Annotated in this window: 23 protein-coding genes, 7 tRNA genes and 3 pseudogenes; 12 read left to right on the top strand and 21 right to left on the bottom strand. The window is 74.3% G+C overall.

Going from position 1 to position 26,439, the window contains the following annotated elements; all coding sequences use genetic code 11:
* Window positions 1-14: 14 nt before the first annotated feature.
* The 5 genes and pseudogenes from ABZ861_RS08920 to ABZ861_RS08900 all read right to left on the bottom strand — a co-directional run.
* Window positions 15-618, bottom strand: a pseudogene (locus ABZ861_RS08920) (transposase); the annotation flags it as partial.
* Window positions 619-792: 174 nt separating this feature from the next.
* Window positions 793-867: transfer RNA gene (locus ABZ861_RS08915), tRNA-Val, on the bottom strand.
* 39 nt (window positions 868-906) lie between these two features.
* On the bottom strand, window positions 907-1,353 hold the full coding sequence (locus tag ABZ861_RS08910) for an SRPBCC family protein (protein WP_361626000.1): 447 nt from the start codon (window positions 1,351-1,353) through the stop codon (window positions 907-909).
* Between the two features lie 430 nt (window positions 1,354-1,783).
* A tRNA-Val gene (locus tag ABZ861_RS08905) sits at window positions 1,784-1,855 on the bottom strand.
* A gap of 71 nt (window positions 1,856-1,926) precedes the next feature.
* Window positions 1,927-2,391, bottom strand: a pseudogene (locus tag ABZ861_RS08900) (TIGR02611 family protein).
* A 199-nt stretch (window positions 2,392-2,590) separates the two neighbouring features.
* On the opposite strand from ABZ861_RS08900, the gene ABZ861_RS08895 reads away from it, so the two are divergent.
* Complete coding sequence (locus tag ABZ861_RS08895) at window positions 2,591-3,004, top strand: SsgA family sporulation/cell division regulator (protein WP_004002642.1); 414 nt, start codon at window positions 2,591-2,593, stop codon at window positions 3,002-3,004.
* A 214-nt stretch (window positions 3,005-3,218) separates the two neighbouring features.
* A complete protein-coding gene (locus ABZ861_RS08890; RefSeq protein WP_361625997.1) occupies window positions 3,219-3,779 on the top strand; it encodes a CGNR zinc finger domain-containing protein in 561 nt (186 codons plus the stop codon).
* 61 nt (window positions 3,780-3,840) lie between these two features.
* Here the strand turns inward: ABZ861_RS08890 and ABZ861_RS08885 are convergent, their stop codons facing one another.
* The gene (locus tag ABZ861_RS08885) at window positions 3,841-3,993 is read right to left on the bottom strand and encodes a hypothetical protein (RefSeq protein WP_361625994.1); all 153 of its coding nucleotides are present in this window, start codon (window positions 3,991-3,993) and stop codon (window positions 3,841-3,843) included.
* Window positions 3,994-4,131: 138 nt separating this feature from the next.
* Entirely contained in the window at window positions 4,132-4,644 is a 513-nt protein-coding gene (locus tag ABZ861_RS08880) for a hypothetical protein (protein ID WP_361625991.1), read from the bottom strand.
* Between the two features lie 339 nt (window positions 4,645-4,983).
* Between ABZ861_RS08880 and ABZ861_RS08875 the strand changes: the two genes are divergently transcribed.
* Entirely contained in the window at window positions 4,984-5,502 is a 519-nt protein-coding gene (locus ABZ861_RS08875) for a DsbA family protein (RefSeq protein WP_361625988.1), read from the top strand.
* A 69-nt stretch (window positions 5,503-5,571) separates the two neighbouring features.
* On the opposite strand, the gene ABZ861_RS08870 is transcribed toward ABZ861_RS08875, so the two are convergent.
* The 3 genes from ABZ861_RS08870 to ABZ861_RS08860 all read right to left on the bottom strand — a co-directional run bounded on the left by ABZ861_RS08870 (window position 5,572) and on the right by ABZ861_RS08860 (window position 8,602).
* A complete protein-coding gene (locus ABZ861_RS08870; protein WP_361625985.1) occupies window positions 5,572-6,399 on the bottom strand; it encodes a GNAT family N-acetyltransferase in 828 nt (275 codons plus the stop codon).
* 335 nt (window positions 6,400-6,734) lie between these two features.
* Window positions 6,735-7,556: an aminodeoxychorismate lyase gene (locus tag ABZ861_RS08865; RefSeq protein WP_361625982.1), complete on the bottom strand. Its 822-nt coding sequence runs from the start codon at window positions 7,554-7,556 to the stop codon at window positions 6,735-6,737.
* The gene (locus tag ABZ861_RS08860; protein WP_361625979.1) at window positions 7,553-8,602 is read right to left on the bottom strand and encodes a chorismate-binding protein; all 1,050 of its coding nucleotides are present in this window, start codon (window positions 8,600-8,602) and stop codon (window positions 7,553-7,555) included. The genes ABZ861_RS08865 and ABZ861_RS08860 overlap by 4 nt, the downstream gene beginning before the upstream one ends.
* Window positions 8,603-8,779: 177 nt before the next feature.
* On the opposite strand from ABZ861_RS08860, the gene ABZ861_RS08855 reads away from it, so the two are divergent.
* The 5 genes from ABZ861_RS08855 (at window position 8,780) to ABZ861_RS08835 (ending at window position 9,269) form a co-directional block, all read left to right on the top strand.
* Window positions 8,780-8,852: transfer RNA gene (locus tag ABZ861_RS08855), tRNA-Gly, on the top strand.
* Between the two features lie 36 nt (window positions 8,853-8,888).
* Window positions 8,889-8,962: transfer RNA gene (locus ABZ861_RS08850), tRNA-Cys, on the top strand.
* A gap of 1 nt (window position 8,963) precedes the next feature.
* Window positions 8,964-9,035, top strand: a tRNA-Val gene (locus tag ABZ861_RS08845).
* 37 nt (window positions 9,036-9,072) lie between these two features.
* Window positions 9,073-9,144 (top strand) — tRNA-Val (locus ABZ861_RS08840).
* Between the two features lie 53 nt (window positions 9,145-9,197).
* Window positions 9,198-9,269: transfer RNA gene (locus ABZ861_RS08835), tRNA-Val, on the top strand.
* Between the two features lie 53 nt (window positions 9,270-9,322).
* On the opposite strand, the gene ABZ861_RS08830 is transcribed toward ABZ861_RS08835, so the two are convergent.
* The 3 genes and pseudogenes from ABZ861_RS08830 to ABZ861_RS08820 form a co-directional block, all read right to left on the bottom strand.
* Window positions 9,323-9,634 (bottom strand): zf-TFIIB domain-containing protein, encoded by a 312-nt coding sequence (locus tag ABZ861_RS08830; RefSeq protein ID WP_361625976.1) that lies wholly within the window; start codon window positions 9,632-9,634, stop codon window positions 9,323-9,325.
* Window positions 9,635-9,689: 55 nt separating this feature from the next.
* A pseudogene (locus ABZ861_RS08825) lies at window positions 9,690-9,917 on the bottom strand (phosphotransferase); the annotation flags it as partial.
* A 243-nt stretch (window positions 9,918-10,160) separates the two neighbouring features.
* Window positions 10,161-10,355, bottom strand: coding sequence for a hypothetical protein (locus ABZ861_RS08820; RefSeq protein WP_361625973.1), 195 nt, complete (start codon window positions 10,353-10,355; stop codon window positions 10,161-10,163).
* 640 nt (window positions 10,356-10,995) lie between these two features.
* Here ABZ861_RS08820 and ABZ861_RS08815 point away from each other — a divergent pair.
* Complete coding sequence (locus ABZ861_RS08815) at window positions 10,996-12,441, top strand: serine/threonine-protein kinase (RefSeq protein ID WP_361625971.1); 1,446 nt, start codon at window positions 10,996-10,998, stop codon at window positions 12,439-12,441.
* A gap of 510 nt (window positions 12,442-12,951) precedes the next feature.
* On the opposite strand, the gene ABZ861_RS08810 is transcribed toward ABZ861_RS08815, so the two are convergent.
* From ABZ861_RS08810 to ABZ861_RS08790, 5 genes are all read right to left on the bottom strand, one after another.
* Window positions 12,952-13,770, bottom strand: a complete 819-nt coding sequence (locus tag ABZ861_RS08810) for an RNA methyltransferase (protein ID WP_361625969.1) — start codon at window positions 13,768-13,770, stop codon at window positions 12,952-12,954.
* Between the two features lie 88 nt (window positions 13,771-13,858).
* The gene (gene cobA / locus ABZ861_RS08805) at window positions 13,859-15,091 is read right to left on the bottom strand and encodes a uroporphyrinogen-III C-methyltransferase (RefSeq protein ID WP_361625966.1); all 1,233 of its coding nucleotides are present in this window, start codon (window positions 15,089-15,091) and stop codon (window positions 13,859-13,861) included.
* 283 nt (window positions 15,092-15,374) lie between these two features.
* The gene (gene cobT / locus ABZ861_RS08800; RefSeq protein ID WP_361625963.1) at window positions 15,375-19,415 is read right to left on the bottom strand and encodes a nicotinate-nucleotide--dimethylbenzimidazole phosphoribosyltransferase; all 4,041 of its coding nucleotides are present in this window, start codon (window positions 19,413-19,415) and stop codon (window positions 15,375-15,377) included.
* Between the two features lie 434 nt (window positions 19,416-19,849).
* Complete coding sequence (cbiE, locus tag ABZ861_RS08795) at window positions 19,850-21,067, bottom strand: precorrin-6y C5,15-methyltransferase (decarboxylating) subunit CbiE (protein ID WP_361625960.1); 1,218 nt, start codon at window positions 21,065-21,067, stop codon at window positions 19,850-19,852.
* Window positions 21,068-21,217: 150 nt separating this feature from the next.
* On the bottom strand, window positions 21,218-21,856 hold the full coding sequence (locus tag ABZ861_RS08790) for a GNAT family N-acetyltransferase (RefSeq protein ID WP_361625957.1): 639 nt from the start codon (window positions 21,854-21,856) through the stop codon (window positions 21,218-21,220).
* Window positions 21,857-22,196: 340 nt separating this feature from the next.
* Between ABZ861_RS08790 and ABZ861_RS08785 the strand changes: the two genes are divergently transcribed.
* Together ABZ861_RS08785 and ABZ861_RS08780 are read left to right on the top strand one after the other, a co-directional pair.
* On the top strand, window positions 22,197-22,556 hold the full coding sequence (locus ABZ861_RS08785) for a hypothetical protein (RefSeq protein ID WP_361625954.1): 360 nt from the start codon (window positions 22,197-22,199) through the stop codon (window positions 22,554-22,556).
* Window position 22,557: 1 nt separating this feature from the next.
* The gene (locus ABZ861_RS08780) at window positions 22,558-22,986 is read left to right on the top strand and encodes a hypothetical protein (RefSeq protein WP_361625951.1); all 429 of its coding nucleotides are present in this window, start codon (window positions 22,558-22,560) and stop codon (window positions 22,984-22,986) included.
* Here the strand turns inward: ABZ861_RS08780 and ABZ861_RS08775 are convergent.
* From ABZ861_RS08775 to ABZ861_RS08765, 3 genes are all read right to left on the bottom strand, one after another.
* Complete coding sequence (locus ABZ861_RS08775) at window positions 22,976-23,482, bottom strand: GNAT family N-acetyltransferase (RefSeq protein WP_361625948.1); 507 nt, start codon at window positions 23,480-23,482, stop codon at window positions 22,976-22,978. The two genes, ABZ861_RS08780 and ABZ861_RS08775, sit on opposite strands and share 11 nt — an antisense overlap.
* Before the next feature lie 45 nt (window positions 23,483-23,527).
* A complete protein-coding gene (locus tag ABZ861_RS08770) occupies window positions 23,528-24,034 on the bottom strand; it encodes a sigma-70 family RNA polymerase sigma factor (RefSeq protein ID WP_361625945.1) in 507 nt (168 codons plus the stop codon).
* 74 nt (window positions 24,035-24,108) lie between these two features.
* Window positions 24,109-25,329, bottom strand: coding sequence for a glycerophosphodiester phosphodiesterase (locus tag ABZ861_RS08765; protein ID WP_361625942.1), 1,221 nt, complete (start codon window positions 25,327-25,329; stop codon window positions 24,109-24,111).
* A gap of 398 nt (window positions 25,330-25,727) precedes the next feature.
* Here ABZ861_RS08765 and ABZ861_RS08760 point away from each other — a divergent pair, with 398 nt between their 5' ends.
* Window positions 25,728-26,417, top strand: coding sequence for a lysophospholipid acyltransferase family protein (locus ABZ861_RS08760; protein WP_361625939.1), 690 nt, complete (start codon window positions 25,728-25,730; stop codon window positions 26,415-26,417).
* Window positions 26,418-26,439 lie beyond the last annotated feature (22 nt).

Genomic DNA, 26,439 nt, shown 5'->3' with positions numbered 1-26,439 from the left:
CCTCTGTGTGCGCGTTTCCAGGCGGGGAGTTCGTTGTGGCCGTTCGCGCGGCGGTGCGGCATCGGCAGGCTCGTGCCGGAATAGCCGCCGTCCGCCATGGTCAGCGTCTTGCTGACGGCGTCCTTCGCACCGGACTCGGACCAGCCCGGCAGTCGTTGCGGTTGCCGGGCAGCGGCCGGCCGACCACACGACGAGTCGAGTGTCGGCGTCGATGACGACCTGGTGGTTGGTCGAGTAGCGGCAGTTCTTCGACTGCTCCGCCGCCGAGTGGTCGCGGGTCGGCACGAGGGTGCCGTCCACGATCAGGATCGTGTCCTTGGCGGACCGCTTGCGCGGCTGGAGCGTGACCTTCGGGCCGAGGTGGTCGATGATCCGGTCGGCAGCCGACTTCGACACCCCGAAAAGCGGCGTGAGCTGGCGTGACGTCAGGTTGGTCCGCCTGTACGCCGCGACCGGCAATACCCGGTCCTCCAGCGGCAGACCCCACGGTCGGCCGCGCCGCGGCCACTCCGCGGCCTCGCGCCGCACCACGATCACCAACTTGGCGAAGCAGCGCGGGCTCAACCCGGTGAACGGGGCTGTCCAGGAAGGCTCCGATGCCGTGATCACGCCAGCCACCACAAGATCGTCTCATCCACGACCAGGCATTACGGGACAGCCCCTAGCCGTCCTGCGGGCCCTCAAACGCCAAAGCGCCCCTCCCCAGCCGGGGACGGGCGCTGGACTGCAACTAACAGGGACCGCCCTGACGGACGGCCCCTAGGAGGCATCGAGGTGTCGATGATCTTCTTCTGGTGGGCGATACTGGGTTCGAACCAGTGACCTCTTCGGTGTGAACGAAGCGCTCTCCCGCTGAGCTAATCGCCCGGGAACGCACTGAACCATACAGGTCTCGGCTGCCTTCGTTCAAACCGTCTTCAGGCGTCCGGCGAGCGCGCGCCGTCCGGAGCGCATCATCAGGCGGTGGTTCAGGCGGAAGACTGGCCGGCCCGGCAGGGCGAGCCATCGGAGCAGCGGCTTGTTCACCCGGACCGCCTGGTCGTAGCGGGCCAGGGTGCCCGTGCCGTGCGGGGTGAGCGTCCAGCGGGCCCAGCCGTCGATGTCTCCGCTCAGCGCGACCTCGAGCATTCCCGCCGCCGGGTCCCGGCGCACTTCGCGGGCGGCGAAGGTCAGGTCGTACGGGATCAGGGAGCGGATCCGGATGACGCCGTCGGCGGGGCCCGTCCGGCGTACCTCGCGTACCTGCCGCCACCATCGCGGGTAGTCCTCGACGCGCTCCAGCGCCTCATACACGGCGGCGGGCGGTGCGGGGAGGGGCCACAGGCTGCGGAAGCGGTAGTGGGTGAGGTCCATGGCCGTCCAGTCTGCCCGGCGCTGCGGCTGGCGGCTGGCGGCTGGCGGCTGGCGGCTGGCGGCTGGCGGCTGGGATGCGTATACATGCGCCCCTGGCAGTCCGGCATCGCGCGATGCGGCGCCGTGTCGCGTGGGGGCGTCGGCGCCGGTTCCGTTGCCGGTGTGACGGCCCTGCACGCTTCTTCCGGCCTATTTCCAGCGGAAAGTGACGGGGATTGAGAATACGGGCGGCCGGATTTCTCGCGAGGGCGCATCGGTGACTTCTGGCGGAAAGTCGCGAGCCGGGAAAAGCCGCCGGGCCTGATCTGGGCGCTTGGTGTGCGCTGTTCGCGTGGCGGAGAAAAGTAACGGCCCGTCACGGACGTCAAGGAGGGGCCGGGGACGACGACGGCCCGTCCGCTTGATCGCGGACGGGCCGTCGTTCCGGGTGTGGGCGATACTGGGTTCGAACCAGTGACCTCTTCGGTGTGAACGAAGCGCTCTCCCACTGAGCTAATCGCCCGGGTGCAGGAAGAACATTACCGCAAGTCAGGGTGTGCCGGACACCAGGGACGGGAGCGGGCCGCGCGCCGGTCACCGGCCGTCGGCGCTCCAGGGCATCACGGCGCCGACCCTCCGTACGTAGATCACGGCCAGTGCGGCGACGATCACCAGGCCGCCCGCCGTCACGGCGAGGTTGCGGCGGCGCACCCTGGGGTCGAGGGCGCGCTAGGTCGCGTCGGTGACCTTGCGCTTGGTCCAGCGGAGCACGAGCTGGGCCCAGACGAACTCGATCGCCCAGATCGCCATGACGCCGAAGATCACCACCCAGCCGGGGCCGGGCAGCGGGAGCATGATCACGCCAGCGGCGATCACCGCGAGCCCGAGGACGAAGACGCCGGCTTGCCAGCTCAGGTGCAGCACGGGGCGTGACCGGACGAACGCCGGCGCGCGGGAGCCGAGCCCCCGCCGGTCCACCCCCTCGCCCTCCCCGGTCTCCGCCTTCGCCCCCTCCGGCGTCCGGGCGGGCTCGTCCGGCCCGTCACTGTGCGTATTCATGCGGGAACCCTACTGGAGGGAAACAAACGGAAACGAGTCACCGGAATGGCCCCTTCACCCCGTCGGCTTCTCGGCCGGAAGAGTTACGTAAAGCCCTGCAAAACTCCCAGAGGGGTTTACAACGGCACCGTAGGTGGCATGTCGATTTCGCCGACGTGCGAATCCCCGAGCGCACACTGAGCGAAAGGCCCTGGCGCTTATGAACACCACGGTCAGCTGCGAGCTGCACCTGCGCCTCGTTGTGTCGAGCGAGTCCTCCCTGCCTGTCCCCGCAGGCCTGCGGTACGACACGGCCGACCCCTATGCCGTGCACGCCACCTTCCACACCGGAGCCGAGGAGACCGTCGAGTGGGTGTTCGCCCGCGACCTCCTCGCCGAGGGGCTTCACCGTCCCACCGGTACCGGCGACGTCCGTGTCTGGCCGTCGCGCAGCCACGGTCAGGGCGTCGTCTGCATCGCCCTGAGCTCTCCCGAGGGAGAGGCCCTGCTCGAGGCCCCTGCGCGGGCCCTGGAGTCCTTCCTGAAGCGGACGGACGCGGCCGTGCCTCCCGGCACGGAACACCGGCACTTCGATCTGGATCAGGAGCTGTCGCACATCCTCGCGGAGAGTTAGCGATAGGCCCCTCGGGGCCCGGAGCTGCCCGTTGCCGTCCACTCGGGGAGACGGCTCGGGCCAGAACAACCGCATACCGGGATGCGCCGGCGCCGGTCCCCTTGGGAACGGCGCCGGTGCCCGCGTGTCGCTGCGCTGCTCGGGTGACGGCGGAGCCACTACCATCGGCCTGCATCGGCGGGCGGAGGCTCGCCCCCGGCCATGGGAGCGAGATGTGCTGATCACCCACGACACCCGGTGCGCGCTCGACACCGTGGTGGATCTGGTGAACACCGCACCGGACGACGAGTCGGCGCCCGACGGGCTCGCGGACGTGGCGGGGCTCTACGCGTTCGTGCGGGGCCACCGGATGAGCGACGTCGGGGCGCTGTCGGAGTTCGACCTGTCGGCCGTGCGCCGGATCCGGGGGCGGTTCGCCGGGATCTTCGCGGCGCCCGACGCGCGGACCGCCGCCGGGATGATCAACGAGCTGGTCGCCGCCGCGGGCACCACGCCCCGGCTGACGGACCACGACGCGTACGACTGGCACGTGCACTACTTCGCTCCCGGCGCCTCGGTCGCCGACCACCTCGCGGCGGACTGCGGCATGGCGCTGGCCTTCTTCGTGGTCGCCGGGGAGCAGGAGCGGCTGCGGCGCTGCGAGGCGCCCGACTGTCTGCGCGCCTTCGTCGACCTCTCCCGCAACCGCTCGCGGCGGTACTGCGACAGCCGCACCTGCGGCAACCGGCTGCACGTGGCCGCCTACCGGGCGCGGCGCAAGGAGTCGGCGGGCTGACGGCGGCCGGTCCGCGCGTCGTGGTCCCCGGCGGGTGACGCCGAGGACCCACGGGTACGGCTCACAGCAACAGCAGGTCGTGCAACGCAGCCATGAGCAGCAGACACCCGATCACCGCAAGGAAGATCATCAGCGGCGGCTGGGATAGGGCGAAGAGGCATCCACGCGGCTCATCGTGCTGCTGCGCGGCCTCGCTCTGTGTCGTGTCCACCATCTCCCGGCGATGATGTCGCAGGCGGCGCCGACGATGCGATCAACACGCCAAGGTTGTCCGGGAGTTCACCGCATCACGTGATCTTCCTTTCGCTTCGGTGCGGAACCCGACCGCTTCCGCCGCGTCGCGCGGCCGGATTCATATGCCGTGCTTCTTCAGGATCGCCTCGATGTCGCTGAAGTCGTCCTCACCCCGGGACGCGGCCGAAGGGCGGGCGGCAGCCCGGCCGGAGGCGGGCGCGGCGGCCCGCCGGGCGCCCGGACCCAGGGACGGCGCGGAAGCGGCCGGCGCCACCGCGTCCTCGCGGGCCGCACGGGCCGCCGCCCTGCGCTCCTTGCGCGTGCCGCCGCGGCGGCGCTCCACCGCGCGGGTCACGACGAAGAGCAGCCAGGCGCAGCCGAGCAGCCCGAAACCCGCCCAGGCGGTCGGGCTGAGGGCGGTGCCCGCCAGCCAGCCGACGACGCCCGTCATCACCAGGGCGATCGGCACCAGGGCGTAGGCGGCGATGCGGATCGCGGAGAGGAAGCGCTTGCGGTACGCGGTGACCGCGGCCACGCCCAGGCCGGCGGCGGAGACGGCGGAACAGACGGTCTCGGCAATCATCCGGTCCTCCAGGCGGCGCTCACCGGTCGGGCAGTTCGTCCCCTCCATCCTGCACCCCTCGCTCCTCGTGCGGCCATGCCCTCGGCAGGGATCAGGGAGATCTCCGGGTCGCCCCTCATCCGCGGGCGCCGGACGGGCGGCGCCGGGCGCGGGAGCGCGGGGCAGACGCGCGAGCACGGGCCGGACGCGGCGAGCCGGGCACAGCCGATCAAGCGCGGCGAGCTAGCCACAGCAGTCCGGGCGCGGCGAGCTAGGCACAGCGGATCAAGCCCGGTGTTCCGGGCACAGCGGATCAGGCACAGCGGTCCGGGCGCGGTGGTCCGGGCCCCCGCGCTGCCCCCGCCGTCCGGGTTAGGCCCCGCGCGGCGGGCCTGGGAGACTGGCCGCATGAGCGACTCCTCCCCCGCGCCCGCCGTCCCCGTCCTCGACGTCTGGTGCGAGTTGCAGTGCCCCGACTGCCGCACCGCCCTGGACGACGTGCGCGCCCTGCGCGCCCGCTACGGCGACCGGCTGGAGCTGCGGCTGCGGCACTTCCCGCTGGACAAGCACCGGCACGCCTTCGCCGCCGCGCAGGCCGCCGAGGAGGCCGCCGAGCAGGGGCGGCTGTGGCCGTACGTGGAGGCGGTCCTCGGCCGGGTGGCGGAGCTGGACCGCTCCGGCGAGTCCGTCCTGATCGAGACGGCCCGTGAACTGGGCCTCGACGCCGAGGAGTTCGACACCGCGCTGATCGACGGCCGGCACATCCTGATCGTGGACGCCGACCATGCCGAGGGCAAGGCGATCGGGGTCACGGGGACGCCGACGTACGTCGTCGGCGGTGAACGGCTGGACGGCGGCGCGAGCCAGGAGGGTCTGCGCGAGCGCATCGAGGAGATCGTCGACCGGCTCCTGGCCGAGGGCGCGTAGGCGGGCGCGGCGGGGCCGCCTACGCCGGGGCGACCCCTCAAGCCCCGTACGGCGGCGACCCGAAGCCGCTCACAGGAGCGGCTTGAAGAAGGCGTGCTCGACCGGCCGGTAGCCGAGGGAGTCGTACAGGCGCTCCGCGGGGGTGTTGCCCCGGAAGACGTTGAGCCCGAGCACGTTCTTGCCGGCGGCCGTCGCCTGCGCCTCGGCCAGCAGCATCAAGGAGCGGCCGTGGCCCCGGCCGCGGAAGCGCTCGTCGGCTTCGACGTCGTAGATGAAGGCCCTGTCGTCGTCGCCGAGGGCGAGCCACAGGCCGCCGACCGGGACGCCGTCGTGCTCCAGGACGCTCACCAGCATCCCGGGGGTGGCGGGGCCCTGGGGCAGCAACCGGGCGTGCTCGGCGTCCGACTTGGCCCGCGCCTGCTCGGCGGGCACCCCGCGGTCGATCCAGCTCTGGACGTAGCCGCTCTTCGCGTGCTCCAGCCATGGTCCCCACTCGGCCTCCGTCAGGGGCCGTCCCCGGGTCCCGGCGGGTAGTGCGGGGGCGGTCGGGCCGAGCTGTTTCTCCATGCCGCGATTGCGCTCGGCGTAGCCGAGGGCCCGTACGAGTCGGAGCGCGGCCTCCTCGGCGGCGGGCACGGTGATCTCAAGGCGCTCGCAGCCCCAGGCGCGCGCCACCTCCTCCGCGGCGAGCGCGGCCACCGTGCCCCGGCCCCGCCCGCGGTCGGGTTCGTCGATGCGCAGCTCCATGATCCGGGCCACGGCCGGACCGAAGAGAGGGTGCGTGGACAGGCGCGTGACGCCGACGGGGCGGCTGTTCACGCACACCTGGTAGCGGCGGGAACGGGTTCCGTCGGCGTGGTGCTGAAGCGGCTCGGCGGGCCGCAGGGTCGTGGTCATCACCGGAGTTCTACCCGCCGCGCCGCGCCGCGTCAGCCGGTTTTCCCGCACGCGTCGGACGTCCGGCCGACGCGGTGCGGCACACGGCCGACTCGCGCCCGGCATCCGGCTGGCACGCGCCCAACGTCACACCGGGACACTCCCGACATCCGGCTGCCTCGCGCCCAGCGTCACACCGGGGCACTCCCGACATCAGACCGGCGCGCCCGACATCAGTCTGGCGCGCGCCCGGCGTCACACCGGCCCCCGCCCAGCGGCAGACCGGCGCGTGCGCGCGTGCCCGCGTACCCGCGCCCGCGTCCGCGCGCCCGCGGTCCCGTGGCCGGGACGGAGGCTCACGGATCCTGGTCGTGCCCGGAGCCCTCGGCGAAGACGCGCATCGCCTTGGCGGTCACCGGCCCCGGCGCGCCCGGCAGTTCGCGGTCGTCGACGCGGTGCACGGCCTGCACGTCGCGCAGGGTGGAGGTGAGGAAGACCTCCTCCGCCTCCCGCAGGACGTCCAGCGGCAGGTCGGTCTCCCGGGCCCCGGTCCACTCGACGGCCAGGGCGCGGGTGATCCCGGCCAGGCAGCCGGAGGCGAGCGGCGGGGTGTGGATCTCGCCGCCGAGGACGACGAAGACGTTGGAGCCTGTGCCCTCGCAGAGCTGTCCGACGGTGTTGCCGAACAGGGCCTCGGAGGCGCCCAGCCGGTGGGCGTGGGCGAGGGCGACGACGTTCTCGGCGTAGGAGGTGGTCTTCAGGCCGGTGAGCGCGCCGCGTTCGTTGCGGGTCCAGGGGACGGTGACGACGGCGGTGGAGTCGGGGCGGCGGCTGGTCTCGCCGAGGGCGACCACGAGGGTCGGCCCGCGGTCGCCGCGGTCGGAGCCGAGCGGGCCGTGGCCGCCGGTGTAGGTGACGCGCAGCCTGCCGAGCGGCACGGGGTCGGCGTCCAGCACGGCGGCGCAGGCGCGGCGGACCTCGTCGTGGTCGGGGTCGGGCAGGCCGAGGCCGCGCGCCGAGCGGGTCAGCCGGTCCAGGTGGCGGGTGAGCGCGAACGGCGCTCCGCCGACCGCTTTGATGGTCTCGAACACGCCGTCGCCCACGGTCAGCCCGTGGTCGAAGACGGAGACGCGCGCGGAGTCGACGTCCCGCAGGCCGCCGTCGAGCCAGATCTTCACAGTCGCCGTTCCTCTCCGCCGTCCTCGTACGTTCCCGACGCTACCGCGAGCAGCCGGGCCGCCTTCAGTTCCGTCTCGCGCCACTCCCCCTCGGGGTCGGAGTCCCAGGTGATCCCGGCGCCGGCCCCGAAACGCAAGGCCGCCGCGCCGCCCGGCGCGCGGTCGATCCAGAAGGTGCGGATGCCGACGGCCAGCTCGGCCGTGCCCCGGTCGGCGTCGACCCAGCCGACGGCGCCGCAGTAGGGGCCGCGAGGTGCGGTCTCCAGGGCGTCGATGATCCGCAGGCAGCTCGACTTGGGGGCGCCGGTGATGGAACCGGCCGGGAAGGCGGCGTCGAGCAGTTCGGGCCAGCCGGCGCCGGGGCGCAGGTCGCCGCGGACCGAGGAGACCAGGTGGACCAGGCCGGGGTGCTTCTCCACGACGCAGAGGTCGGGGACGGTGACGCTGCCGGTGGCGCAGACGCGCCCGATGTCGTTACGGACCAGGTCGACGATCATCACGTTCTCGGCGTAGTCCTTCTCCAGCAGCTCCGCCTCGGTGCGGGCCGTGCCCTTGATCGGCCCGGACTCCACGGTGCGGCCGTCGCGGCGCAGGAACAGCTCCGGGGAGGCGGTGGCGATCTCCACGCCGTGCTCCGGCAGCCGAATCGTTCCCGCGTACGGCGCCGGGTTGCCGCGGGCCAGGACCGCGGTCAGGGCGTCCACGTCGGCGTCGGCGGCGATCGGCGCGGACAGCACCCGGCAGAGGTTCACCTGGTACACCTCGCCCGTCGCGATGTGCTCGCGGATGCGGCGCACCCCCGCCGTGTACGCGGCGCGGTCGAGCGACGAGGTCCAGTCCCCGGCCGCAGGTCCTCGCCACCCGCCGGGGGCGGGGACGGGCGCTTCGCGGACGTCCGCGAAGCGGGCGCAGGTGAGCCGGCCCTCGTAGTCGGCGGCGACGGCCCAGAAGCCGGACGAGTCGAGGGCCGCGGGGTCGCCGGTGACGTCGGTCAGGCCGGTGGCGACGCGGTCGCCGAAGCGGGCCAGAGCAGGGAGGTCGTGCACGTGGCCGAGTCTAGGGCGGCCGTCCGGCGGACGTCCTCGGCGTGTCCTTCCGGGGCCCGGACCCGGTCCTGTCGGGAGCACGGCGCAGCACGCTGCACAAACGCGTTTTTGTGCTGGCCGGGGAATCCGCTAGAGTTCAACACGTCGCCGGGGCGCGCAAGCGCACCGAAACGACAGGCGGACGTAGCTCAGTTGGTAGAGCGCAACCTTGCCAAGGTTGAGGTCGCGAGTTCGAGCCTCGTCGTCCGCTCGCAGGAAGAGGGGATCTCCGGGTCCCCGCACTCCTGGTGGAGTGGCCGAGAGGCGAGGCAACGGCCTGCAAAGCCGTCTACACGGGTTCAAATCCCGTCTCCACCTCCAAGGACGATTAGCTCAGCGGGAGAGCGCTTCCCTGACACGGAAGAGGTCACTGGTTCAATCCCAGTATCGTCCACTGGATCCCCCGGCCGGTCCGGCAGGATCCTGACCCCGCGCGATTAGCTCAGCGGGAGAGCGCTTCCCTGACACGGAAGAGGTCACTGGTTCAATCCCAGTATCGCGCACGCAGCATCCATGATCGCTTCCGCCGTGCTCCGTCGGACGATCGCGGTCCCGAGGACGATTAGCTCAGCGGGAGAGCGCTTCCCTGACACGGAAGAGGTCACTGGTTCAATCCCAGTATCGTCCACGCGTCGACAAAGCCCCCGGCCGTCTCGTACGGCCGGGGGCTTCTCCGTGCGCTCAGCTTGAGAACAGCATGTGGCCGAAGCCCCGGTGGCGGTGGCCGTGTCCGTAGTGCCCGTGGCCGCCGTGGTGATCGTCATGGTGTCCGCCGTGGTGGCCTGCGTGCGGGGCGCCCCAGGCGGGCGGCGCCGGGTACGCCTGCGGGGCGGGCGGGGGCGGCGCGGGCTGGGCCCACTGGGACTCCAGGCGAGTCAGCGCCTCCAGCTCGCCGTAGTCGAGGAAGATGCCGCGGCAGCCGCTGCACTGCTCGATCTGGACGCCGTTGCGGTGGCAGACGTGCATCGGCGCATGGCACTTCGGACACTGCATGGTCGGCTCGACTCCTCGCCTTCTGGTGCTGCTTCGGGTACCGCCGGGACAGAGTCCCGTCCGGCGCCGGGTGCCGGACGAGGTGGCCGAGGTGCAGGTCGCCGTGGCAGAGAGCGCCGGGACCCGGTGCGGGCGCCTCGGCGCGGGCCCAGGCGGGGAGCGCGGCCCAGGCGCGCAGCACGGGCGGCGCGGCCGGGGGCCCGGGCGCTGCCGCACGGAGGCGGGCGACGGCGCGGGCGGCTTTGGCGGGGCCGCGCATCGGCGGCAGCCCCGGCGGGGCGGGAGCGGGCGCCAACGGGCCGAGCGGACGCCGGCAGGACGGGCAGAAGTCGCGGGGCGAGCGGACGCCGACGGGGGGAGCGGACTCTAATGGGGCGAGCGGACTCCAGTCCGCCAGGGGAAGAAGGATGCCGGCGCGGCTTCCTAGCCGCGCCGGCGTCCTGCCGTCCGCCGTACCCCCGTCCCCACGGGGTTTCCTGGGTGGATGTCCCCGCCCGGACCGCTCTTCCGGGCCTGGGGTCGCCGCTCAGCGCCCCAGCATCGCACCCACGGACGACGCTTGTGCGGCCACCGTGTTCCAGCCGTCGAAGACCAGCAGGAGCAGGGCCGCCAGGGGGAGGGCCATCACCATCGCCACCAAGGGGTGGCGACGGCCCGCACGGCGGGGGCGCGTGAAGCGTCCCTGCGAGCAGACCAGAGTCCGCGGCGCCGTGGGGGCCATGTCCCTCTCCCGACCGTCTGTGTTGCCGTCGTTCCGCGTCCTCGGTCGTCACGTCGTCGCTTCGTCAACGTCGTCACGTCATCGACAGCGGCGGGTGTGACCTCGGGGGGCGAGTGCTGCACCCGCCGCTTGACATCAAATCTAGGGGCCGGGCGCCTGGCGGGCGTCATGCCCTCGTACCGCTTGCCGGGCCTCCCGGAGGATGAGCCGCCATCTGGGGTGTACTCCCCTGGGTGGAGAAGCGAGCCCAGGACTCCGGGTTCTCCCGGAGGGGAGGGCCGCGGCGCGCCCGCCGCGCGGCGCCGGTCCGGTGAGTTCGATCACTCTCGGGGCGCCTGCGGGCAGGGGCGCCGCCGGTGTGCGCCGCCCCGCGCACCCCGTCGGTTCCTCCGTGCCCACCGGCGCCCCCGCCTCCGCGCCCGACGTCGCCTGTTCTCCCTCCACACCCCCAATCTCCCCTGTGCACACCGTGGTTGGGATCGGCTGGACGGAGCGGCCGCGCGGGCCCTCCGTCGCCTGATCGCGCTTCAATTCCGCTGCGGCGCACCGATAATCGATCGAGTGGAGAGGGCGCGGCCTCTGCGCGCGAGCGGTCCCGGAAACGTAAGCTGTGGCTCGTCAGAGGGACCGGGCAGCGGGGATGAACATGGCGATGATGCGCCTGAGGCGCGAGGACCCGCGCGTCGTCGGCTCGTTCAGGCTTCACCGGCGGCTCGGCGCGGGCGGGATGGGCGTGGTCTACCTCGGCTCCGACCGCAAGGGCCAGCGCGTCGCGCTGAAGGTCATCCGGCCCGATCTCGCGGAGGACCAGGAGTTCCGTTCGCGGTTCGCCCGCGAGGTGTCGGCGGCCCGCAGGATCCGCGGCGGCTGCACGGCGCGGCTGGTGGCCGCGGATCTGGAGGCGGACCGGCCCTGGTTCGCCACGCAGTACGTGCCCGGCCCCTCCCTGCACGACAAGGTGGCCGAGGAGGGGGCGCTGAGCGCGGCGGAGGCCGCCGCGGTCGGGGCGGCTCTGTCCGAAGGGCTGGTCGCGGTGCACGAGGCCGGTGTGGTGCACCGGGACCTGAAGCCCTCGAACATCCTGCTGTCGCCCAAGGGGCCGCGGATCATCGACTTCGGCATCGCCTGGGCGACCGGCGCCTCGACGCTCACGCACGTCGGCACCGCGGTCGGCTCCCCCGGGTTCCTCGCCCCGGAGCAGGTGCGCGGCGCCGCCGTCACCCCGGCCACCGACGTCTTCTCGCTCGGGGCGACCCTGGCGTACGCCTCGACCGGCGACTCGCCGTTCGGACACGGCAGCTCCGAAGTGATGCTGTACCGCGTCGTGCACGAGGAGCCCCACCTTCAGGGCGTGCCGGACGCGCTGGCGCCGCTGGTGCGGGCCTGCCTCGCGAAGGACCCCGAGGACCGGCCGAGCACGTTGCAGATCTCGCTGCGGCTGAAGGAGATCGCCGCGCGGGAGGCGCAGGGCCTGGGCGAACCGCGTCCGCCGGGGCCGCGCGCCGCCGAGGCCGACCGGCCCACCGGCAGGCTCGCGGACACCTACCTGGACCAGCAGCGCGTCGGCTACGCCGAGCAGCAGCGCGGACGGCGCCGCCCGCCCGGCCCGGCGAACGGGACGCCCGCCCCCCGGGGCGCCGCCCCTTCGCGCGGCGGCGCGTCCTCGCGCACCGGCGGGTCGTCCCGGGGCGGCACTCCGCGCGGGACCGGCTCGGCCGCGCGTCCCGGCGGCGGGCGGCAGACCCCGGCGCCCGGCGCCGGATCGCGTCCGACCGGCGGCGGCCGTCCGGCCCCGCGCGGCGGCGCCCGGCCCCCGGGGCCGCGCGGGACCTTGACCAGGCTGCGGCCCGCCAACCCCCGGCTGCTGCGGCAGCGGCTGTTCGTCTTCGTGGTGGTGACGCTGCTGGTCGCGCTGGGCATCGCGGCGGCCCAGGGCTGCCAGGGCCCCGCACGCGGTCTGGGCGGCGCCGCGCAGACGCGGGTGGGACGGGAGCAGCCACGGGAGCAGGCGTACGTGTCGGCGGAGACCGGCGCGCACCCGGACGGGCCGGACGCTCGGCGCCGTTCCCCGCACGAGGCTGGGTGACCCGCGCGGGCGGCGGCTCGGCCCGTGTGGGCGGGTGACGTACGGCGACGCCGACCGGTGTGGGCGGGTGACCTAGGGCCGCCCCCGACCTTGTGGTCCGATGCCCTACGACGATCCCCCACCGTGTGGCCCGATGACCCACGACGGCCCCCACCGTGTGGCCGGGTCATGTACGGCGACACCAGCCGGTGTGGGCGGATGACCTAGGCAAGCCCCCGACCATGTAGCCCGATGCCCTACGACGGCCCCCCATTGTGTGGCCCGATGAGCCACAACAGCCCCCGCATGTGTGGCCGTGTGACACAAGCAAGCGCGCTCCAACACGGCGGGCGTGGCAGCCGTTTGGTGTGCTGGGCGTGTCCGGCGTCAGCTCGTGCTGGGATGGAGGGGCGGCCGACGCTCAGGGCTGTTTCGCGTGCCGGGGCCTACGTCCCGAGCCGAGCCGTGTGTACGTCCCGAGCCGGGCCGTGTCATGCCCCGAGCCGGGCCGTCTCCACGTCCGGCCCGTGCCTACGCCTCGGACCTGCCCGTCGCCACCGCGTAGAAGGCGACCGCCGCCGCCGCGCCGACGTTGAGCGAGTCGACGCCGTGGGACATGGGGATGCGCACCCACTCGTCGGCGGCCGCGAGGGCCTGGCGGGACAGGCCGCTGCCCTCCGCGCCGAGCATCAGGGCCACCCGGTCCATGCGGTGCGGGGCGACCTCGTCCAGGGGCTTGGCCCGGTCGGCGGGGGTCAGCGCGAGGAGCGCGAAACCGGCCTCGCGGACCGCCTGGAGGCCGGTGGGCCAGGCGTCGAGGCGGGCGTAGGGCACGGAGAAGACCGCGCCCATGGAGACCTTGACGCTGCGTCGGTACAGCGGGTCGGCGCAGTCCGGGGAGAGCAGCACGGCGTCCATGCCGAGGGCGGCGGCGGAGCGGAAGATCGCGCCGATGTTGGTGTGGTCGTTGACCGACTCCATGACCGCGACCCGGCGGGCCGTGCCCAGCAGTGCGGCGGCCCCGGGCAGCGGTTTGCGCTGTAGGGAGGCGAGGGCGCCGCGGTGCACGTGGTAGCCGGTGACCTGTTCGGCGACCTCGGGGGCGACCGCGTAGACCGGGGCGGGGAGTTCTTCGATGACGTCGCGCAGGGCGTCGACCCACTTGGCGGAGAGCAGCATCGAGCGCGTCGCGTACCCGGCGTCGATCGCCCGGCGGATGACCTTCTCGCCCTCGGCGATGAACAGGCCCTCGGCGGGTTCGCGCCGACGGCGCAGCTCGACGTCGGTCAGGCCCGTGTAGTCGTGCAGACGCGGGTCGTCGGGGTCGTCGACGGTGATGAGGTCGGCCACGGAGAAAGACTGCCTTGTGTCGTCGGGGGCGCCGGCGGGCCTGCCTGAGCAGGACCCGCGGCGGGGGGCGGGGCGGGGAGGCGCGGGGTCACCCGGCGGCGGACCGGCCCACCGCGACGACCGGGCCGACGACGATGACCGCGGGCGGCCTCACGTCCTCGGCGCGCACGGTCTCGGCGACCGTCGCCAGGGTGGCGTCGACGCGGCGCTGGCCCGCCATGGTTCCCTCCTGGACGAGGGCGACCGGGGTGTCGGGGGACTTGCCGTGGGCTATGAGCGTCTCGGCGATCCCGCCTATCTTGTCGACGCCCATGAGGATCACCAGGGTGCCGGTGAGCTTCGCCAGGCTGGCCCAGTCGACCAGGGACCGCTCGTCATCGGGGGCCACGTGGCCGCTGACCACGGTGAACTCGTGGGCGACGCCGCGGTGGGTGACCGGGATGCCGGCCGCGCCGGGCACCGAGACGGAGCTGGTGATGCCGGGGACCACCGTGCACGGGACGCCGGCCTCGGCCAGGGCCTGGAGCTCCTCCATGCCGCGGCCGAAGACGTAGGGGTCGCCGCCCTTGAGCCGGACCACCGACTTGCCCTGCTTGGCGTGGTCGATGAGCGCGTGGTTGATCGCCTCCTGGGCCATGAAGCGGCCGTAGGGGATCTTCGCGGCGTCGATCACCTCGACGTGCGGCGGGAGTTCGGCGAGCAGGCCGCGCGGGCCGAGGCGGTCGGCGATGACGACGTCGGCCTCGGCGAGCAGCCGGCGCCCGCGCACCGTGATCAGGTCGGGGTCGCCGGGGCCGCCGCCGACCAGGGCCACGCCGGGCGTGCGGGTGCGGTGGTGCCGGGCGACGAGGGTGCCGTCGCGCAGCCCCGCCACGACCGCGTCGCGGACGGCCGCGGTGTGCCGCGGGTCGCGGTCCCGTGGGCTGCTGGTCAGGACGGCGACCGTGACGCCCTCGCTGCGGCCGGTGGCCGGGGTCCAGGCGGTGGCCGCGTCGGCGTCGTCGGCGCGGACGCACCACACGCGGCGCTGCTCGGCCTCCGCGGAGGCGCGGGCGTTGGCGTCCGCGTCGTCGGTGGCGATCAGCGCGTACCAGGCGCCGGCGAGGTCGCCGTCCCGGTACGGGCGCCGCTGCCAGGCGATCTCGCCCGCGTCCGCCATCGCCTCCACCGACGCGGTCGCCTCGGGCGAGACGAGGACGACGTCGGCGCCCGCCCCGACGAGCGCGGGCAGGCGGCGCTGCGCGACCTGGCCGCCGCCGAGCACGAGCACGCGGCGGCCGGTCAGACGGAGTCCTACAGGGTAGGCGGGGTGTTCGGCCATGGAAATGCGGCTCCTCGTCCGGACGACCGCGGCGCGGTGGCGGCGGGCGAAGCGTTGGGCACGGGCGCTACGGCTCCGGAGCGGCCCTGACGTGCGATGTGAGACGTGCGTTCAGCGTACGCCGGGCCGGGAGGTGCGCAGGAGCGCGTCCCCCGGCCCGCGACGGGGTCCGGCTGGGTGCGCAGGAGCGCGTCCCCCGGCCCGCGACGGCGTCCGGCCCGGTCGCCGGTTGCTTCTCGGTGACCGGTTACTTGTCGGTGACCGGTTGCTTGTCGGTCACTGGTTACTTCTCGGTGACGCCGGCCGAGTCGAAGGTCGCCACCTCGTGCATCGCCCGTGCGGTGCTCTGCACCAGCGGCAGGGCGAGCAGGGCGCCCGTCCCCTCGCCCAGGCGCAGGTCGAGGTCGACCAGCGGGCGCAGGCCGAGCTTGTTGAGCGCGGCGACGTGGCCGGGCTCGGCGCTGCGGTGGCCGGCGATGCAGGCCGCGAGCACCTCGGGGGCGATGGCGCGGGCGACCAGGGCGGCGGCCCCGGCGCTGACGCCGTCCAGGATCACCGGGGTGCGCAGGGAGGCGCCGCCGAGCAGCAGGCCGACCAGGGCCGCGTGCTCGAAGCCGCCGACCGCGGCGAGCACGCCGAGGGGGTCCGCCGGGTCCGGCTGGTGCAGTGCGAGGGCGCGGCGGACCACCTCGGTCTTGCGGGCCAGGGTCTCGTCGTTGATGCCCGTGCCCCGTCCGGTGACCTCGGCGGGGTCGGCGCCGGTGTAGACGGAGATCAGGGCCGCCGACGCGGTGGTGTTGGCGATGCCCATCTCGCCGGTGAGCAGCGCCTTGTTGCCGGCCGCCACCAGGTCGCGGGCGGTCTCGATGCCCACCTCGACGGCCTTCTTGACCTCTTCGCGGGTCATCGCCGCACCGGCGGTCATGTCCGACGTGCCCGCGCGCACCTTGCGGGGCAGCAGCCCGGGGGTGGCGGGCAGGTCGGCCGCGACGCCGACGTCGACGACGCACACCTCGGCGCCCACCTGCGCGGCGAAGGCGTTGCAGACCGCTCCCCCGCCGAGGAAGTTGGCCACCATCTGGGCGGTGACCTCCTGCGGCCAGGGGGTGACGCCCTGGGCGTGCACGCCGTGGTCGCCTGCGAAGATCGCCACGGCCGCGGGCTCGGGGATCGGCGGCGGGCACTGCCGGGACAGGCCGGAGAGCTGCGCGGAGATGATCTCCAGCATGCCGAGCGCGCCGGCCGGCTTGGTCATCCGCTTCTGCCGCTCCCACGCCTCGCCGAGCGCCTTGGCGTCCAGCGGGCGGATCTGCGCGATCGTCTCGGCCAGCAGGTCGTGCGGCGCCTCCCCGGGCAGCGCGCGGTGTCCGTACGTCTCCTCGTGGACCACCCAGGACAGCGGGCGGCGCTTGGACCAGCCCGCCTGCACCAGCTCGGGCTCGTCCGGGAACTCGTCGACGTACCCGACGCACAGGTAGGCGATGACCTCCAGGTGCTCGGGCAGGCCCAGGGCACGGACCATCTCGCGCTCGTCGAAGAAGCTGACCCAGCCGACGCCGAGGCCCTCGGCGCGGGCGGCCAGCCAGAGGTTCTCCACAGCGAGGGCGGCGGAGTAGGGGGCCATCTGCGGCTGGGTGTGCCGGCCGAGCGTGTGCCGGCCGCCCCGGGTGGGGTCGGCGGTGACGACGATGTTGACCGGGGTGTCGAGGATCGCCTCGATCTTCAGTTCCTTGAACTGCTTGGCCCGGCCCTTGGGCAGCGACTTGGCGTAGGCGTCGCGCTGCCGCTCGGCGAGTTCGTGCATCGCGCGCCGGGTGTCGGCGGAGCGGATGACGACGAAGTCCCAGGGCTGGGAGTGGCCGACGCTGGGCGCGGTGTGGGCCGCCTCCAGGACGCGCAGCAGCACCTCGTGCGGGATCGGGTCGGGGCGGAAGCCGTTGCGGACGTCGCGGCGCTCTCGCATCACCCTGAGCACGGCCTCGCGCTCCGCGTCGCCGTAGCCGGGCGCGGCCGGTCCGGCGGGCCGCCGGGCCGTGACCGGCGGGGCCGCGCCCTCGTGGCCTTCTCCGCCCTCTTCGCCCTCGGGGCCCTCTTCGCTCAGGTCGTCCTCGGCGATCCGGTCGCCCTGGTGTCGCTGGGCGTGGGGAGCCGCGCCCTGGGCGTCCAGGTCGTCCCTCCACTGGGCCGTCGCGGGCTCGGGCTCGGCGCCGTCGCGCGGGGCGGGCACACCGGCGACCGTCTGGTGCGCCGCGTCGGCGGCGGCCGGCTGCTGCTGGGCGTGCTCCGGCACGTCCTGGTCCGCCAGATCGTGATCGGCCTGGACCTGCTCCGTGGGGAGCACGAGCGGATGCGCCGGGGTCGGCGCCGGGTGCGGGGCGGTCGGCACGGCGCCCTCGGCGGGCGCGAAACGGCCCGAGGGCATGCCCGGTCGCGCCTGCGACGGAACGCCTTCGGCCAGCCCCGCCGCCGGTGCGGGACCGGCGGGCGGACCGACCGGGCCGGTCACGGGGGGCTCAGGCTGGGCCGCGAGGTGCGGGAACGCGTCCTCGGGCTCGGTCGCCCGCGCCGCGATCATCTGGTCCAGCGCCGATTCCGGCCCTGCGGCCGGGAGGGCGCTGCCGTCGTGGACGGTGAGGTGCGCGGGGGCGGCCGCCTGGTGGCCCTGGGCCTCGGAGGCTGTGTCCCGGGGGGCGGGGGCGGCCTCGGGAGCGGGCTGCGGCACAGCGGCGTGCGTGGCCTCAGAGACGGGGACGGCGGCGGCCTCGGGCGCCGCGAGGGTCCGCGGCGGGAGCGCGCCGGGCGCAGGCGCGGTGACGGGTCCCTGCTCCGCGAACTGGGCGGCGCCCTGCGGCGCTTCGGTCAGCGGCGCCGGTGCGGGAGCGTCCGGAAGGGGGGCGGCGGGGCCGGTGGCGGTCCCCAGCGGGGCGGGCTGCCCGGCCTCGGGCGCGGGCCCGGCGGGGGTCTCCGCGGTGGGGACCGCGGTCTCGGCGCCCTGCGCGGCCGTCGGCGCCGGTCCAGCGCCTTGGGCGGGCACGGCGTCCTGGGCGGGGGCGCCCGCGAGGACGTCCGCCGCCGGAAGGTGCACGGTCCCGGTCGCCGTCGCGGTGGCGTCCGCGCCGATGCCCTCCTCGACGGTCGCGGCGGGGGGCGCCGTCGCAGCCGCCGGGGCCGTGGGCGACGCGTCGGCGGGGACGCCGGGCCGCACGGCGGGAGTCGCGGTGGGCGTTCCGGCGGCCGACGGGTAACCGGCCTCGAACGTCGGGCCGTTCGGGACGTCGTGAACCGCCCCCGCGGTGAGGCCGGGCGCGACGGAGAATCCAGTGGAGGTGTCGGCGCCGTTCGGGTCGACGCCGGGCGCGACCAGGGCGTCGTCCTGGGCCGCGTGGCGCCAGGACTCGGGCTGCTCGCCGTCCGCCGCAGGCGCGCTGGGATGTCCCGCGCGCGTCTCGTCGCCCTCGGGGGCGGCCGCCGGGCCGGAGGCGCCCGCCTGGGCGGTGAGCCGGGCCATGGTCGCCTCCGCCGCGCCGAACGGCTCGGCCTCACCCGAAGCGAACGCCTCCGGGGCGACCGCCTCCAGGGCGTCGGGCGCCGACGCGGCCGCCTCCGAGGCGACCGCTCCCCCGGCGACCGCGTCGGGAGCGCCCGCCTCGGGACCGACAGACCCCGCGCCGACAGACCCCGCGCCGACCGCGTCCGCGTCAACGGCCTCCGGAGCCACCGCTTCCGCGTCCGGCGCCAGGGCCGGTGCGCTCGCGTCCGGCGCCGCGGCGGCCAGCGCCGCGTCGTGCGGCGGCTGGGCGCCCCAGGACGCGGGGCCCGGCGGCGCCGTGTCCGGCACTTGCTGCACGTCGAGGTAGTCGAGGCCGGCGGCGGGCGGTCCGGAGGGCCGGACCGGGGCGCCGGCCGGACCGCGGTCGGCGAGCGAGCGGACCGGGCTGGCGGAGGCGTCGGGGATCACGGGGCCCAGGTGCAGCGGCCGGCGCGGGGGCGCGGCGGCGGCCGCCGCGGCCACGACGGCCTCGGGCACGACCGCCTCGGCCGCGTGGTCGGGGTGCAGGACCCCGGTGAGGTCGACGGAGCCGGTGTCACGGCCGGCCGTCTCGTGCGGGCCCGGCTGGTGAACGGTCTCCAGGACCGGCTCCGGGGCGGGCGGCGGCACCTCGTTGCCCCAGGCTCCGTGGGAGCCCGGCAGAAGCAGCTCTTCGTCCTCGGCGGGCGACTCGGAGAGGTAGGTGTACGAGCCGTGCGCGGGGACGCCCGGCTGCTCCACCCTGCCTGCGCCCTCCGGCAGTCCCTCGCCCGGGACCTGGCCGGTGTCCGTCATGCGTACCCCTCGCCCATCGGTTAGTGCTTTCTACGACCTGCTCACCGGGGACGGCGCACCGACCGCCCCAGTGAAGAACGAGCGTCGGCGCCCAGCGGCACGAACGACCCGCCCGTAAAAGGCGACAAAGCCATTGAGTGGCATTGTCCTAGTCGTCCGGCTGCCGCGACTACATGATTCACCACGGTCCGCTGTGGACTGCGACACGTTGCGCGTCCTCCGGTTCCGCCGTACCGCATCCCCCGCGCAACGGGTGGGTTTTCCGGACAGGGAAGGAACATCGACGAAAGTCGACGAGCATTGCCGACCATCGTCGAACGAAGTTCCGGGGCCCCCAGTGCGGCACAACGATCGGCCAGCCTACCGCGCGCGGTACGACAACCCGATCACGGGGCGTGCTCCGCGAGCGTCCGGCCGTCGCGCCGAGGCCGCTGTCAGCGGGGCGACTCGCGCCGCACGATCTCTCCGGTGAGCAGGAACGCGACGCTCCGCTCCGTCTCCGTCCAGGCGCGGACGTCGAGTTCGACGGACTGGAGCAGGGCGCACTGGACGCGGTAGCCGTGCTCGGTGAGGTCGCGGCCGACGAGTTCGGCCTCGTCGCGGCTCACGGCGTGGGCGACGATGCGCTGCGGGCGGCGGTCGGCGACCGCGGAGGCCACGGCGGCGCCCCCGCCGCCGATCCGGACGACGTCGGGTTCCGGCAGGTTCTCCAGGATGTGCGGGGCGTCGCCGTGCACCACCTGCACCTGGACGCCGAAGGCGCGTGCGGCGGACTCGGTGCGGGCGCACGCCTGCGGGTCGCGGTCGACGGCGATGACGGCGGCGCCGCCGCGCGCGGCCTCGGCGGCGAACGCGCCGCTGCCGCAGCCGATGTCCCAGACCAGGTCGCCTAGGCGCGGGCCGAGCCGGGCGAGTTGGGCGGCGCGGAGCAGATCCGTTTCTCCCTCGCCGAGCGCGCCGCCGTAGGTCGCGGCGGGCTGGGTCCAGCCGCGCGGTCCCGCGGCCGGGTCGCGCCCGGCGATCCAGCCGCCGCCCTCGCCGGCGCCGGGGTGGCCGCCTACGACGATGACGACGTTGGGGTCGCGCCAGGTGTGGTCGGCGGCCTTGTCGGAGGTGACGACGGTGACCTGCTCGCGCTCGGTGCCGAGTTCCTCGCAGATGACGAAGGTGCGGTGCACGCCCTCCAGCAGCAGGCCGAGTTCGGCCGGGCCGGCGCCGGGGGCGGTCAGGACCGCGACCTTGGTGTGGGCGCGGCACACGTTCACCGCGCGTCGCAGGGTGCGTTTGTGGGCGACGACCACCTGCGCGTCGTCCCAGGGCATTCCGGCGCGGGCGAAGGCGGCGGCCACCGGGGAGACGGCCGGGACGACCTCGACCTCCAGGCCGAACTCCGGGGAGCGCAGGGTGCGCACCACTCCGAAGAAGGCGGGGTCGCCGTCGGCGAGCACCACGGCGGTTCCCCGGTGGTCGGCGATGCGGCGGCCGGCGAGGGAGACGCTGCCGAGGCGGACGCGCTGGGCCTCGGCGGGCACTTCGGGCAGCGTCAGGTGGTGGGGGGCGCCCGCCACGAGGGTGGCGGCGCCGAGGGCGCCGCGCGCCGCCTCGGTCAGCGGCGAGCCGTCCCAGCCGATCACCGTGACCCGGTCGGCCATCGTCGTCAGTCTCCTGGGGTGTCTCAGGGGGTGGGTGCGCTCGGGTCGTCGTGCGGACGGTCCACGTGGCGGCCTCGTGAGCGTACCCGGTCCGGCTGTGCGCCCGTGCACGGGGCCGGGGGCGCCGCCGCGCCTCCGGCCGGTTCGGGGTCAGTTCCAGTCGGCGAAGGACGAGAAGCCGCCCGCGTCGGCCAGTTGGTCGCCCATGCCCTCCAGATCCTCGGGCAGCAGGCTCCAGACGATGAGGTCGGTGCGGGTGTCGGCCCATTCGCCGCGGCCGTCCTTGGCGCGGGCGATCCAGGCGCCGCGCAGCACTCCCTCGCTGATGCAGCCGATCTTCTGGGCGACCTGCTGGGAGGCGGTGTTGTCGGCGGCGGTGCGCAGTTCCAGTCGCTCGAACCGGCGGTCCTGGAAGACCCATTGGGCGGTGGCCAGCGCGGCCTCGGAGGCGTAGCCCTCGCCGCGGGCCCAGGGGGCGACGACGTAGGCGATCTCGGTGGAGCGCACCCGCCAGTCGGTGTTGCGCAGGTGGACCGTGCCGACCAGGCGCTGGGTGAGGAACTCGTCGACGGCGAAGACTATGCCGCGGCCCTCGGCGCGCTCGGCCGGGGCGAGTTCGGTGATCCAGGCGTGGGCGTCGGCCTCGGTGTAGGGGTGGGGGGCGGAGGTCCAGGCGGTGACCAGTTCGTCGTTCATCATCTCGGCGAAGGCGGCGGCGTCGGACTCCTCCAGGGGGCGCAGGACCAACCGCTCCGTGCTGATGGAGACGTTGGGGAAGGTGCTCGTCATGCGCCGCTCCGTAACCTTCGGTGAGCTTTCATGGCCCGCTGAACTGCCCAGCATGCAGCATCGGAGCCCCGCGACGCACCACGGGGTCCACTCCCGGTGAGGGAGCGGACCCCGAGCGTGGTCGCGCGCAGACGTCCGCCCACGGCGGCCGGACGGGACCGCGGACGGAGCCGCCGGACGGGCCCGCGGCCTAGAAGGACGGGACGACCGAGCCCCGGTACTTCTCCTCGATGAACTTCTTCACCTAGGGCGAGGTGAGGAGCTTCCTCGGCCGGGCCCCCGCTCCCCCGTCGCCGGGGCGGGACGCGGCGGTATGCGCGCTCCGTAATAGGCTCGCCGCATGCTTGATGCCCTGACGCTGGCGACCGGCGTCGCCGCGTTGCTGCTCGCCGCCTGGTGCGGCTGGGCGGCCTACCGTGACCAGCCGACGAAGGACTGGCACTTCATCGGGATGGCCGTGGTCACCCTGCTGGCCCTGGTGCAGCTCGTGATCGGATTCGTGGCGCTGGCGCGGGGCGAGAAGCCGGACCAGGGCACGGCGATCTTCGTGGCCTATCTGCTGGGCGCCGCCGCCTGCGTCCCGGCCGCGGGCTTCATGTCGCTGGCCGAGCGCACCCGCTGGGGTTCGGTGACGGCGGCGGCCGGCGGAATCGTCCTCGCCGTGCTGGAAGTGCGGCTGTACGACATCTGGGGAGGGTGAGATGGCTGACGTCCAGGAGGAGACCGGCCGGCGGCGCAAACGGCTCATCGGCGGGCCCGGCATGCTGCTCGTCTGGTTCTACGGCGTGATGGTGGTCGGCGCCGTGTCCCGCTCCGCCTACCAGATCGCGACCGAGTTCGACCGGGCGCCGCTCGCCTACGCGCTGTCCGGCGTGGCCGGGTTGGTGTACGGCTTCATCACGTATTCGCTGGTGCGCGGCGGCGAGAGGGCCCGCAAGGCGGCGCTGGCGTGCTGCGCCGCCGAGCTGGCGGGCGTGCTGACGGTGGGGACGTGGACGATCGTCGAGCCGTCGGCGTTCCCCGACGCCACGGTGTGGTCGCAGTACGGGATGGGCTACCTGTTCATCCCGGTGCTGCTGCCGCTGACCGCGATGCGCTGGCTGCGCGGGGCGCGCTCGGTCACGCGGTAGCCGCGTAGTCCCCCGCCGGCTTGGCCGGCTTCTCCAGGACGATGCCCGTCACGCCGTCGGCGCCCTGCGAGACGTCCACGGTCCGGTAGCCCTCGCGCCGGTACAGCCGCAGGCTTCCCTCGCCGCGAGGGCCGGCGTGCAGGCGGAACAGGGTGGCGCCGCGCTCCGCGGCGAGGGCCGCCTCGGCCGCGCGCAGCAGCCGGGCGCCGATGCCGTGGCCTTGCAGGCGCGGGTGGACGCAGAGCCGGTCGATGGCGGCGGAGCCGTCCTCGGCGATCCGGCCGCGCACCGAGCCGACGACCTCGTCGCCGAGCCGGGCCACGACGACGCAGTCGGCGGCGACTTCCTCGCGCAGCGACTCCAGGGTCTGGACGAGCGGGTCGATGCGGTAGTCGCCGTAGAGCGCCGCCTCGCTCTGGAAGCAGAGGTACTGCAACTTCAGGATCTGCTCCGCGTCCTGCCCGGTCGCCGCAGAGATGGTCACGCTCATGCCCATGTGCGCACGCCTTCCGCTCATCTGATTCCCCGTGGTCCCCCACTCCTATCGCCGCGCCTCGTCGGCCGCAAGGTCCGGTGCGAGCAACCGGCGCAGACATCCCAGACATCGGGAACGTTCTGGGCCGAGACTGCCCTGTGAGATACCCAACTCCCCTGCGATCTCACGGTAGGTGAGGTCTCGCGGCGACAGCAGCGCCTCCAGCAGCCGGGGGCAGCGGCCGGGCAGCCGGCGCACCGCGTCGCCTAGGGCGCGGCGCCGGGCGGCGGCCAGGGCGAGCTGTTCGGGGCCGTGCTCGCCGTCGTCGGCGGGCTCCGGGCCGTAGGGCTGTTCGGCGCTGCGGGTGCGCTGGGCGCGGCGGGCCTCCCGGCGGACCGCGTCGCGCAGCCAGCCCTGCGGGTCGCGCGGCGGTCCGTCCGCTTTCAGGCGCTCCAGGAGCCGCAGCCAGACCGCCTGTTCCAGGTCGCCCGGTTCCGCTCCGGCGGCAGGCGCCTCCGCCGACGCCTCGGCGAGCAGCAGCGGGCGGAGGGCGGTGAGCATGTCGTGCGTCATATGCGGCACGACGCGGCCGTCCCGGCGCGGGTTGCCGGAACGGCCGCGGGTTCACTCCGTCGGGGCGAGCCGGTTCAGCGGTTGACGGACCGGCCCTTCAGGAAGGTCTCACGGGCGAGCAGGGCCGTGTCGGCGTTGTCGGTGAACAGGCCGTCGACGCCGGCGGCGAAGTACGCCTGGAACGCGCCGAAGGCGTTTCCGTAGCCGTCCGGGGCGGCGCCCTTGCGGAACTCGGCGGGCAGGAACGGGTTCTCGTTGCGCAGCGTGTAGGGGTGCAGGATCAGTCCGGCGGCGTGCGCGTCGCGCACGAGCGTGCTCGGGCTGCCGAGGCTTCCGTCCGCCGTCTTCGGGATGACCAGGTCGACGGTCGGGCCGATGCCCTGCGCGTAGGAGGCGATCTCCCGCAGGCCCTCGGGCCGGACGAGGTCGGCGACGGTGCGCGGGTCGCCGGACTGGACGAAGTCCCAGGGGCGGGACCCGGCGTCGGACAGCAGCACGACGAGCGGGTTGTCCACCAGCCGGTTCAGCCGCTGGACGCTGGTCGGCTCGAAGGACTGGAGGATGACCGGCGAGTCGTGGCGGTCCTTCCCGTACCGGCGCAGCAGCTTGGCGACGCGCTCCTCCAGCCCCAGGCCCAGAGCGCGGAAGTAGGTGGGGTGCTTGGTCTCGGGGTAGATCCACACCTGGCGGCCGCGGCGGCGGGTCTGCTCGTCCTGCCACCTCAGCACCTCTTCGAACGTGGGGATCTCCCAGCGACCGTTGTAGAGGGTGTTGTGCGGGCGGTTGGCCGGGATGCGCTCGACGGCGCGCAGCGTCTTCAGCTCGGCCAGGGTGAAGTCCTCGGTGAACCAGCCGGTGACGGCGGTCCCGTCGACGGTCTTCGTGGTCCTGCGACCGGCGAACTCGGGGTGGTCGGCGACGTCGGTGGTGCCGCCGATCTCCGGCTCGTGCCGGCAGACGAGGTGGCCGTCCCGGGTCGGCACGAGGTCGCCTGCCTCGACGACGTGGGCGCCGAGGTCGAGGGCCAGGTCGTAGGAGCCGAAGGTGTGCTCGGGCCGGTAGCCTGCGGCGCCCCGGTGGCCGATGACCGTCGGCGCGGGCAGGCTCGCGAGGCCGCCGCCGCGGCGACCGCCGGCCTTGCCCCGCGCCGCCGCGGCGGCCGTCCCGGGCAGCCCGAGCACGGCGCCCCCGGCGCCGAGCACCGCGGCGCCCAGCACCGCCCGGCGACCGGTCCCGGTCCCGCCCGCGGCTTCCTCTCGCGTCCCGGCTCGCTCGTCCGGCGCTTGCGTTCCCATGTCCGCCTCCTGCCCGTCGTGTCCTGCGTGCGCGCCGATCGTAGGGGTGCGTACATGACATACAAGCGGACGCGCGCGGAACACGGAGACGACGGCGGATGTCGCACCCGGGCCGCACGGGTGACGCCCCGTCGGCCCGGGACGGCGGACGTCCGGCGCCCGGAACGCGGCGGGGCGCGGAGGGGCGCGGCGCGAGGTGCGGCGCGAGGTGCGGCGCGAGGTGCGGCGCGAGGTGCGGCGCGAGGTGCGTCACACCGCACCCGTCCGGTCACCCGGCGCGACAGGGCGTCGACGCAGGTGAGCGTACGTCAAGAGGGCATATGGCCGGTGTGCCCGATGTGCAATCGGGCGCGAACCGCGAGTAATGTCCTCACCTGCACAGACTCATACAGATCCGCTTGACACCGGAGGGCCCGTTGTCCCGCTTCGCGCTCATCAAGGCAGTGCTCGGTCCGATCATGCGCCTGATGTTCCGCCTACGGGCGGAAGGCGCGGAGCGCATCCCCGGCGAAGGCCCGGTCATCCTGGCCGGCAACCACCTCACGTTCATCGACTCGATGATCCTGCCGCTGGTCTGCGACCGTCAGGTCTTCTTCATCGGCAAGGACGAGTACGTGACCGGGAAGGGCTTCAAGGGCCGGCTGATGGCCTGGTTCTTCACCGGCGTCGGCATGGTCCCGGTCGACCGGGACGGCGGCCGGGGCGGCGTCGCGGCGCTGATGACGGGCCGCCGGATCCTGGAGGAGAACAAGATCTTCGGCATCTACCCCGAGGGCACCCGCTCCCCCGACGGCCGCCTCTACCGGGGCCGTACCGGCATCGCCCGGCTCACCCTCATGACCGGCGCCCCGGTCGTCCCGTTCGCCATGGTCGGCACCGACAAGCTCCAGCCGGGCGGCTCCGGCCTGCCCCGGCCGGGCAAGGTCGTCGTCCGCTTCGGCGAGCCGATGGAGTTCTCCCGCTACGAGGGCATGGACCGCGACCGCTACGTGCTGCGGGCGGTGACCGACTCGGTGATGACCGAGGTCATGCGGCTGTCGGGCCAGGAGTACGTCGACGTGTACGCCACCAAGGCGAAGGCGGCTTAGCACCGCCGCGGCCGCCGCCTGT

The organism is Streptomyces sp. NPDC046985 (genome assembly GCF_040644415.1).
In the GTDB taxonomy this organism is placed as follows: Bacteria; Actinomycetota; Actinomycetes; order Streptomycetales; family Streptomycetaceae; genus Streptomyces.
The sequence above is the reverse complement of the archived record's forward strand: the minus strand, read 5'-3'. Positions and strand labels throughout refer to the sequence as shown.

Coding starts and splice junctions, on each gene's coding strand:
- cbiE (WP_361625960.1), bottom strand. CDS start 21,067: ATGGCCGACCGGGTCACGGTGATCGGCTGGGACGGCTCGCCGCTGACC.
- ABZ861_RS08895 (WP_004002642.1), top strand. CDS start 2,591: ATGAACACCACGGTCAGCTGCGAGCTGCACCTGCGCCTCGTTGTGTCG.
- ABZ861_RS08885 (WP_361625994.1), bottom strand. CDS start 3,993: ATGGTGGACACGACACAGAGCGAGGCCGCGCAGCAGCACGATGAGCCG.
- ABZ861_RS08815 (WP_361625971.1), top strand. CDS start 10,996: ATGAACATGGCGATGATGCGCCTGAGGCGCGAGGACCCGCGCGTCGTC.
- ABZ861_RS08775 (WP_361625948.1), bottom strand. CDS start 23,482: ATGGGCATGAGCGTGACCATCTCTGCGGCGACCGGGCAGGACGCGGAG.
- ABZ861_RS08910 (WP_361626000.1), bottom strand. CDS start 1,353: ATGGACCTCACCCACTACCGCTTCCGCAGCCTGTGGCCCCTCCCCGCA.
- ABZ861_RS08780 (WP_361625951.1), top strand. CDS start 22,558: ATGGCTGACGTCCAGGAGGAGACCGGCCGGCGGCGCAAACGGCTCATC.
- ABZ861_RS08765 (WP_361625942.1), bottom strand. CDS start 25,329: ATGGGAACGCAAGCGCCGGACGAGCGAGCCGGGACGCGAGAGGAAGCC.
- ABZ861_RS08820 (WP_361625973.1), bottom strand. CDS start 10,355: ATGGCCCCCACGGCGCCGCGGACTCTGGTCTGCTCGCAGGGACGCTTC.
- ABZ861_RS08790 (WP_361625957.1), bottom strand. CDS start 21,856: ATGACGAGCACCTTCCCCAACGTCTCCATCAGCACGGAGCGGTTGGTC.
- ABZ861_RS08880 (WP_361625991.1), bottom strand. CDS start 4,644: ATGGAGGGGACGAACTGCCCGACCGGTGAGCGCCGCCTGGAGGACCGG.
- ABZ861_RS08870 (WP_361625985.1), bottom strand. CDS start 6,399: ATGACCACGACCCTGCGGCCCGCCGAGCCGCTTCAGCACCACGCCGAC.
- cobA (WP_361625966.1), bottom strand. CDS start 15,091: ATGGCCGAACACCCCGCCTACCCTGTAGGACTCCGTCTGACCGGCCGC.
- ABZ861_RS08770 (WP_361625945.1), bottom strand. CDS start 24,034: ATGACGCACGACATGCTCACCGCCCTCCGCCCGCTGCTGCTCGCCGAG.
- cobT (WP_361625963.1), bottom strand. CDS start 19,415: ATGACGGACACCGGCCAGGTCCCGGGCGAGGGACTGCCGGAGGGCGCA.
- ABZ861_RS08875 (WP_361625988.1), top strand. CDS start 4,984: ATGAGCGACTCCTCCCCCGCGCCCGCCGTCCCCGTCCTCGACGTCTGG.
- ABZ861_RS08785 (WP_361625954.1), top strand. CDS start 22,197: ATGCTTGATGCCCTGACGCTGGCGACCGGCGTCGCCGCGTTGCTGCTC.
- ABZ861_RS08830 (WP_361625976.1), bottom strand. CDS start 9,634: ATGCAGTGTCCGAAGTGCCATGCGCCGATGCACGTCTGCCACCGCAAC.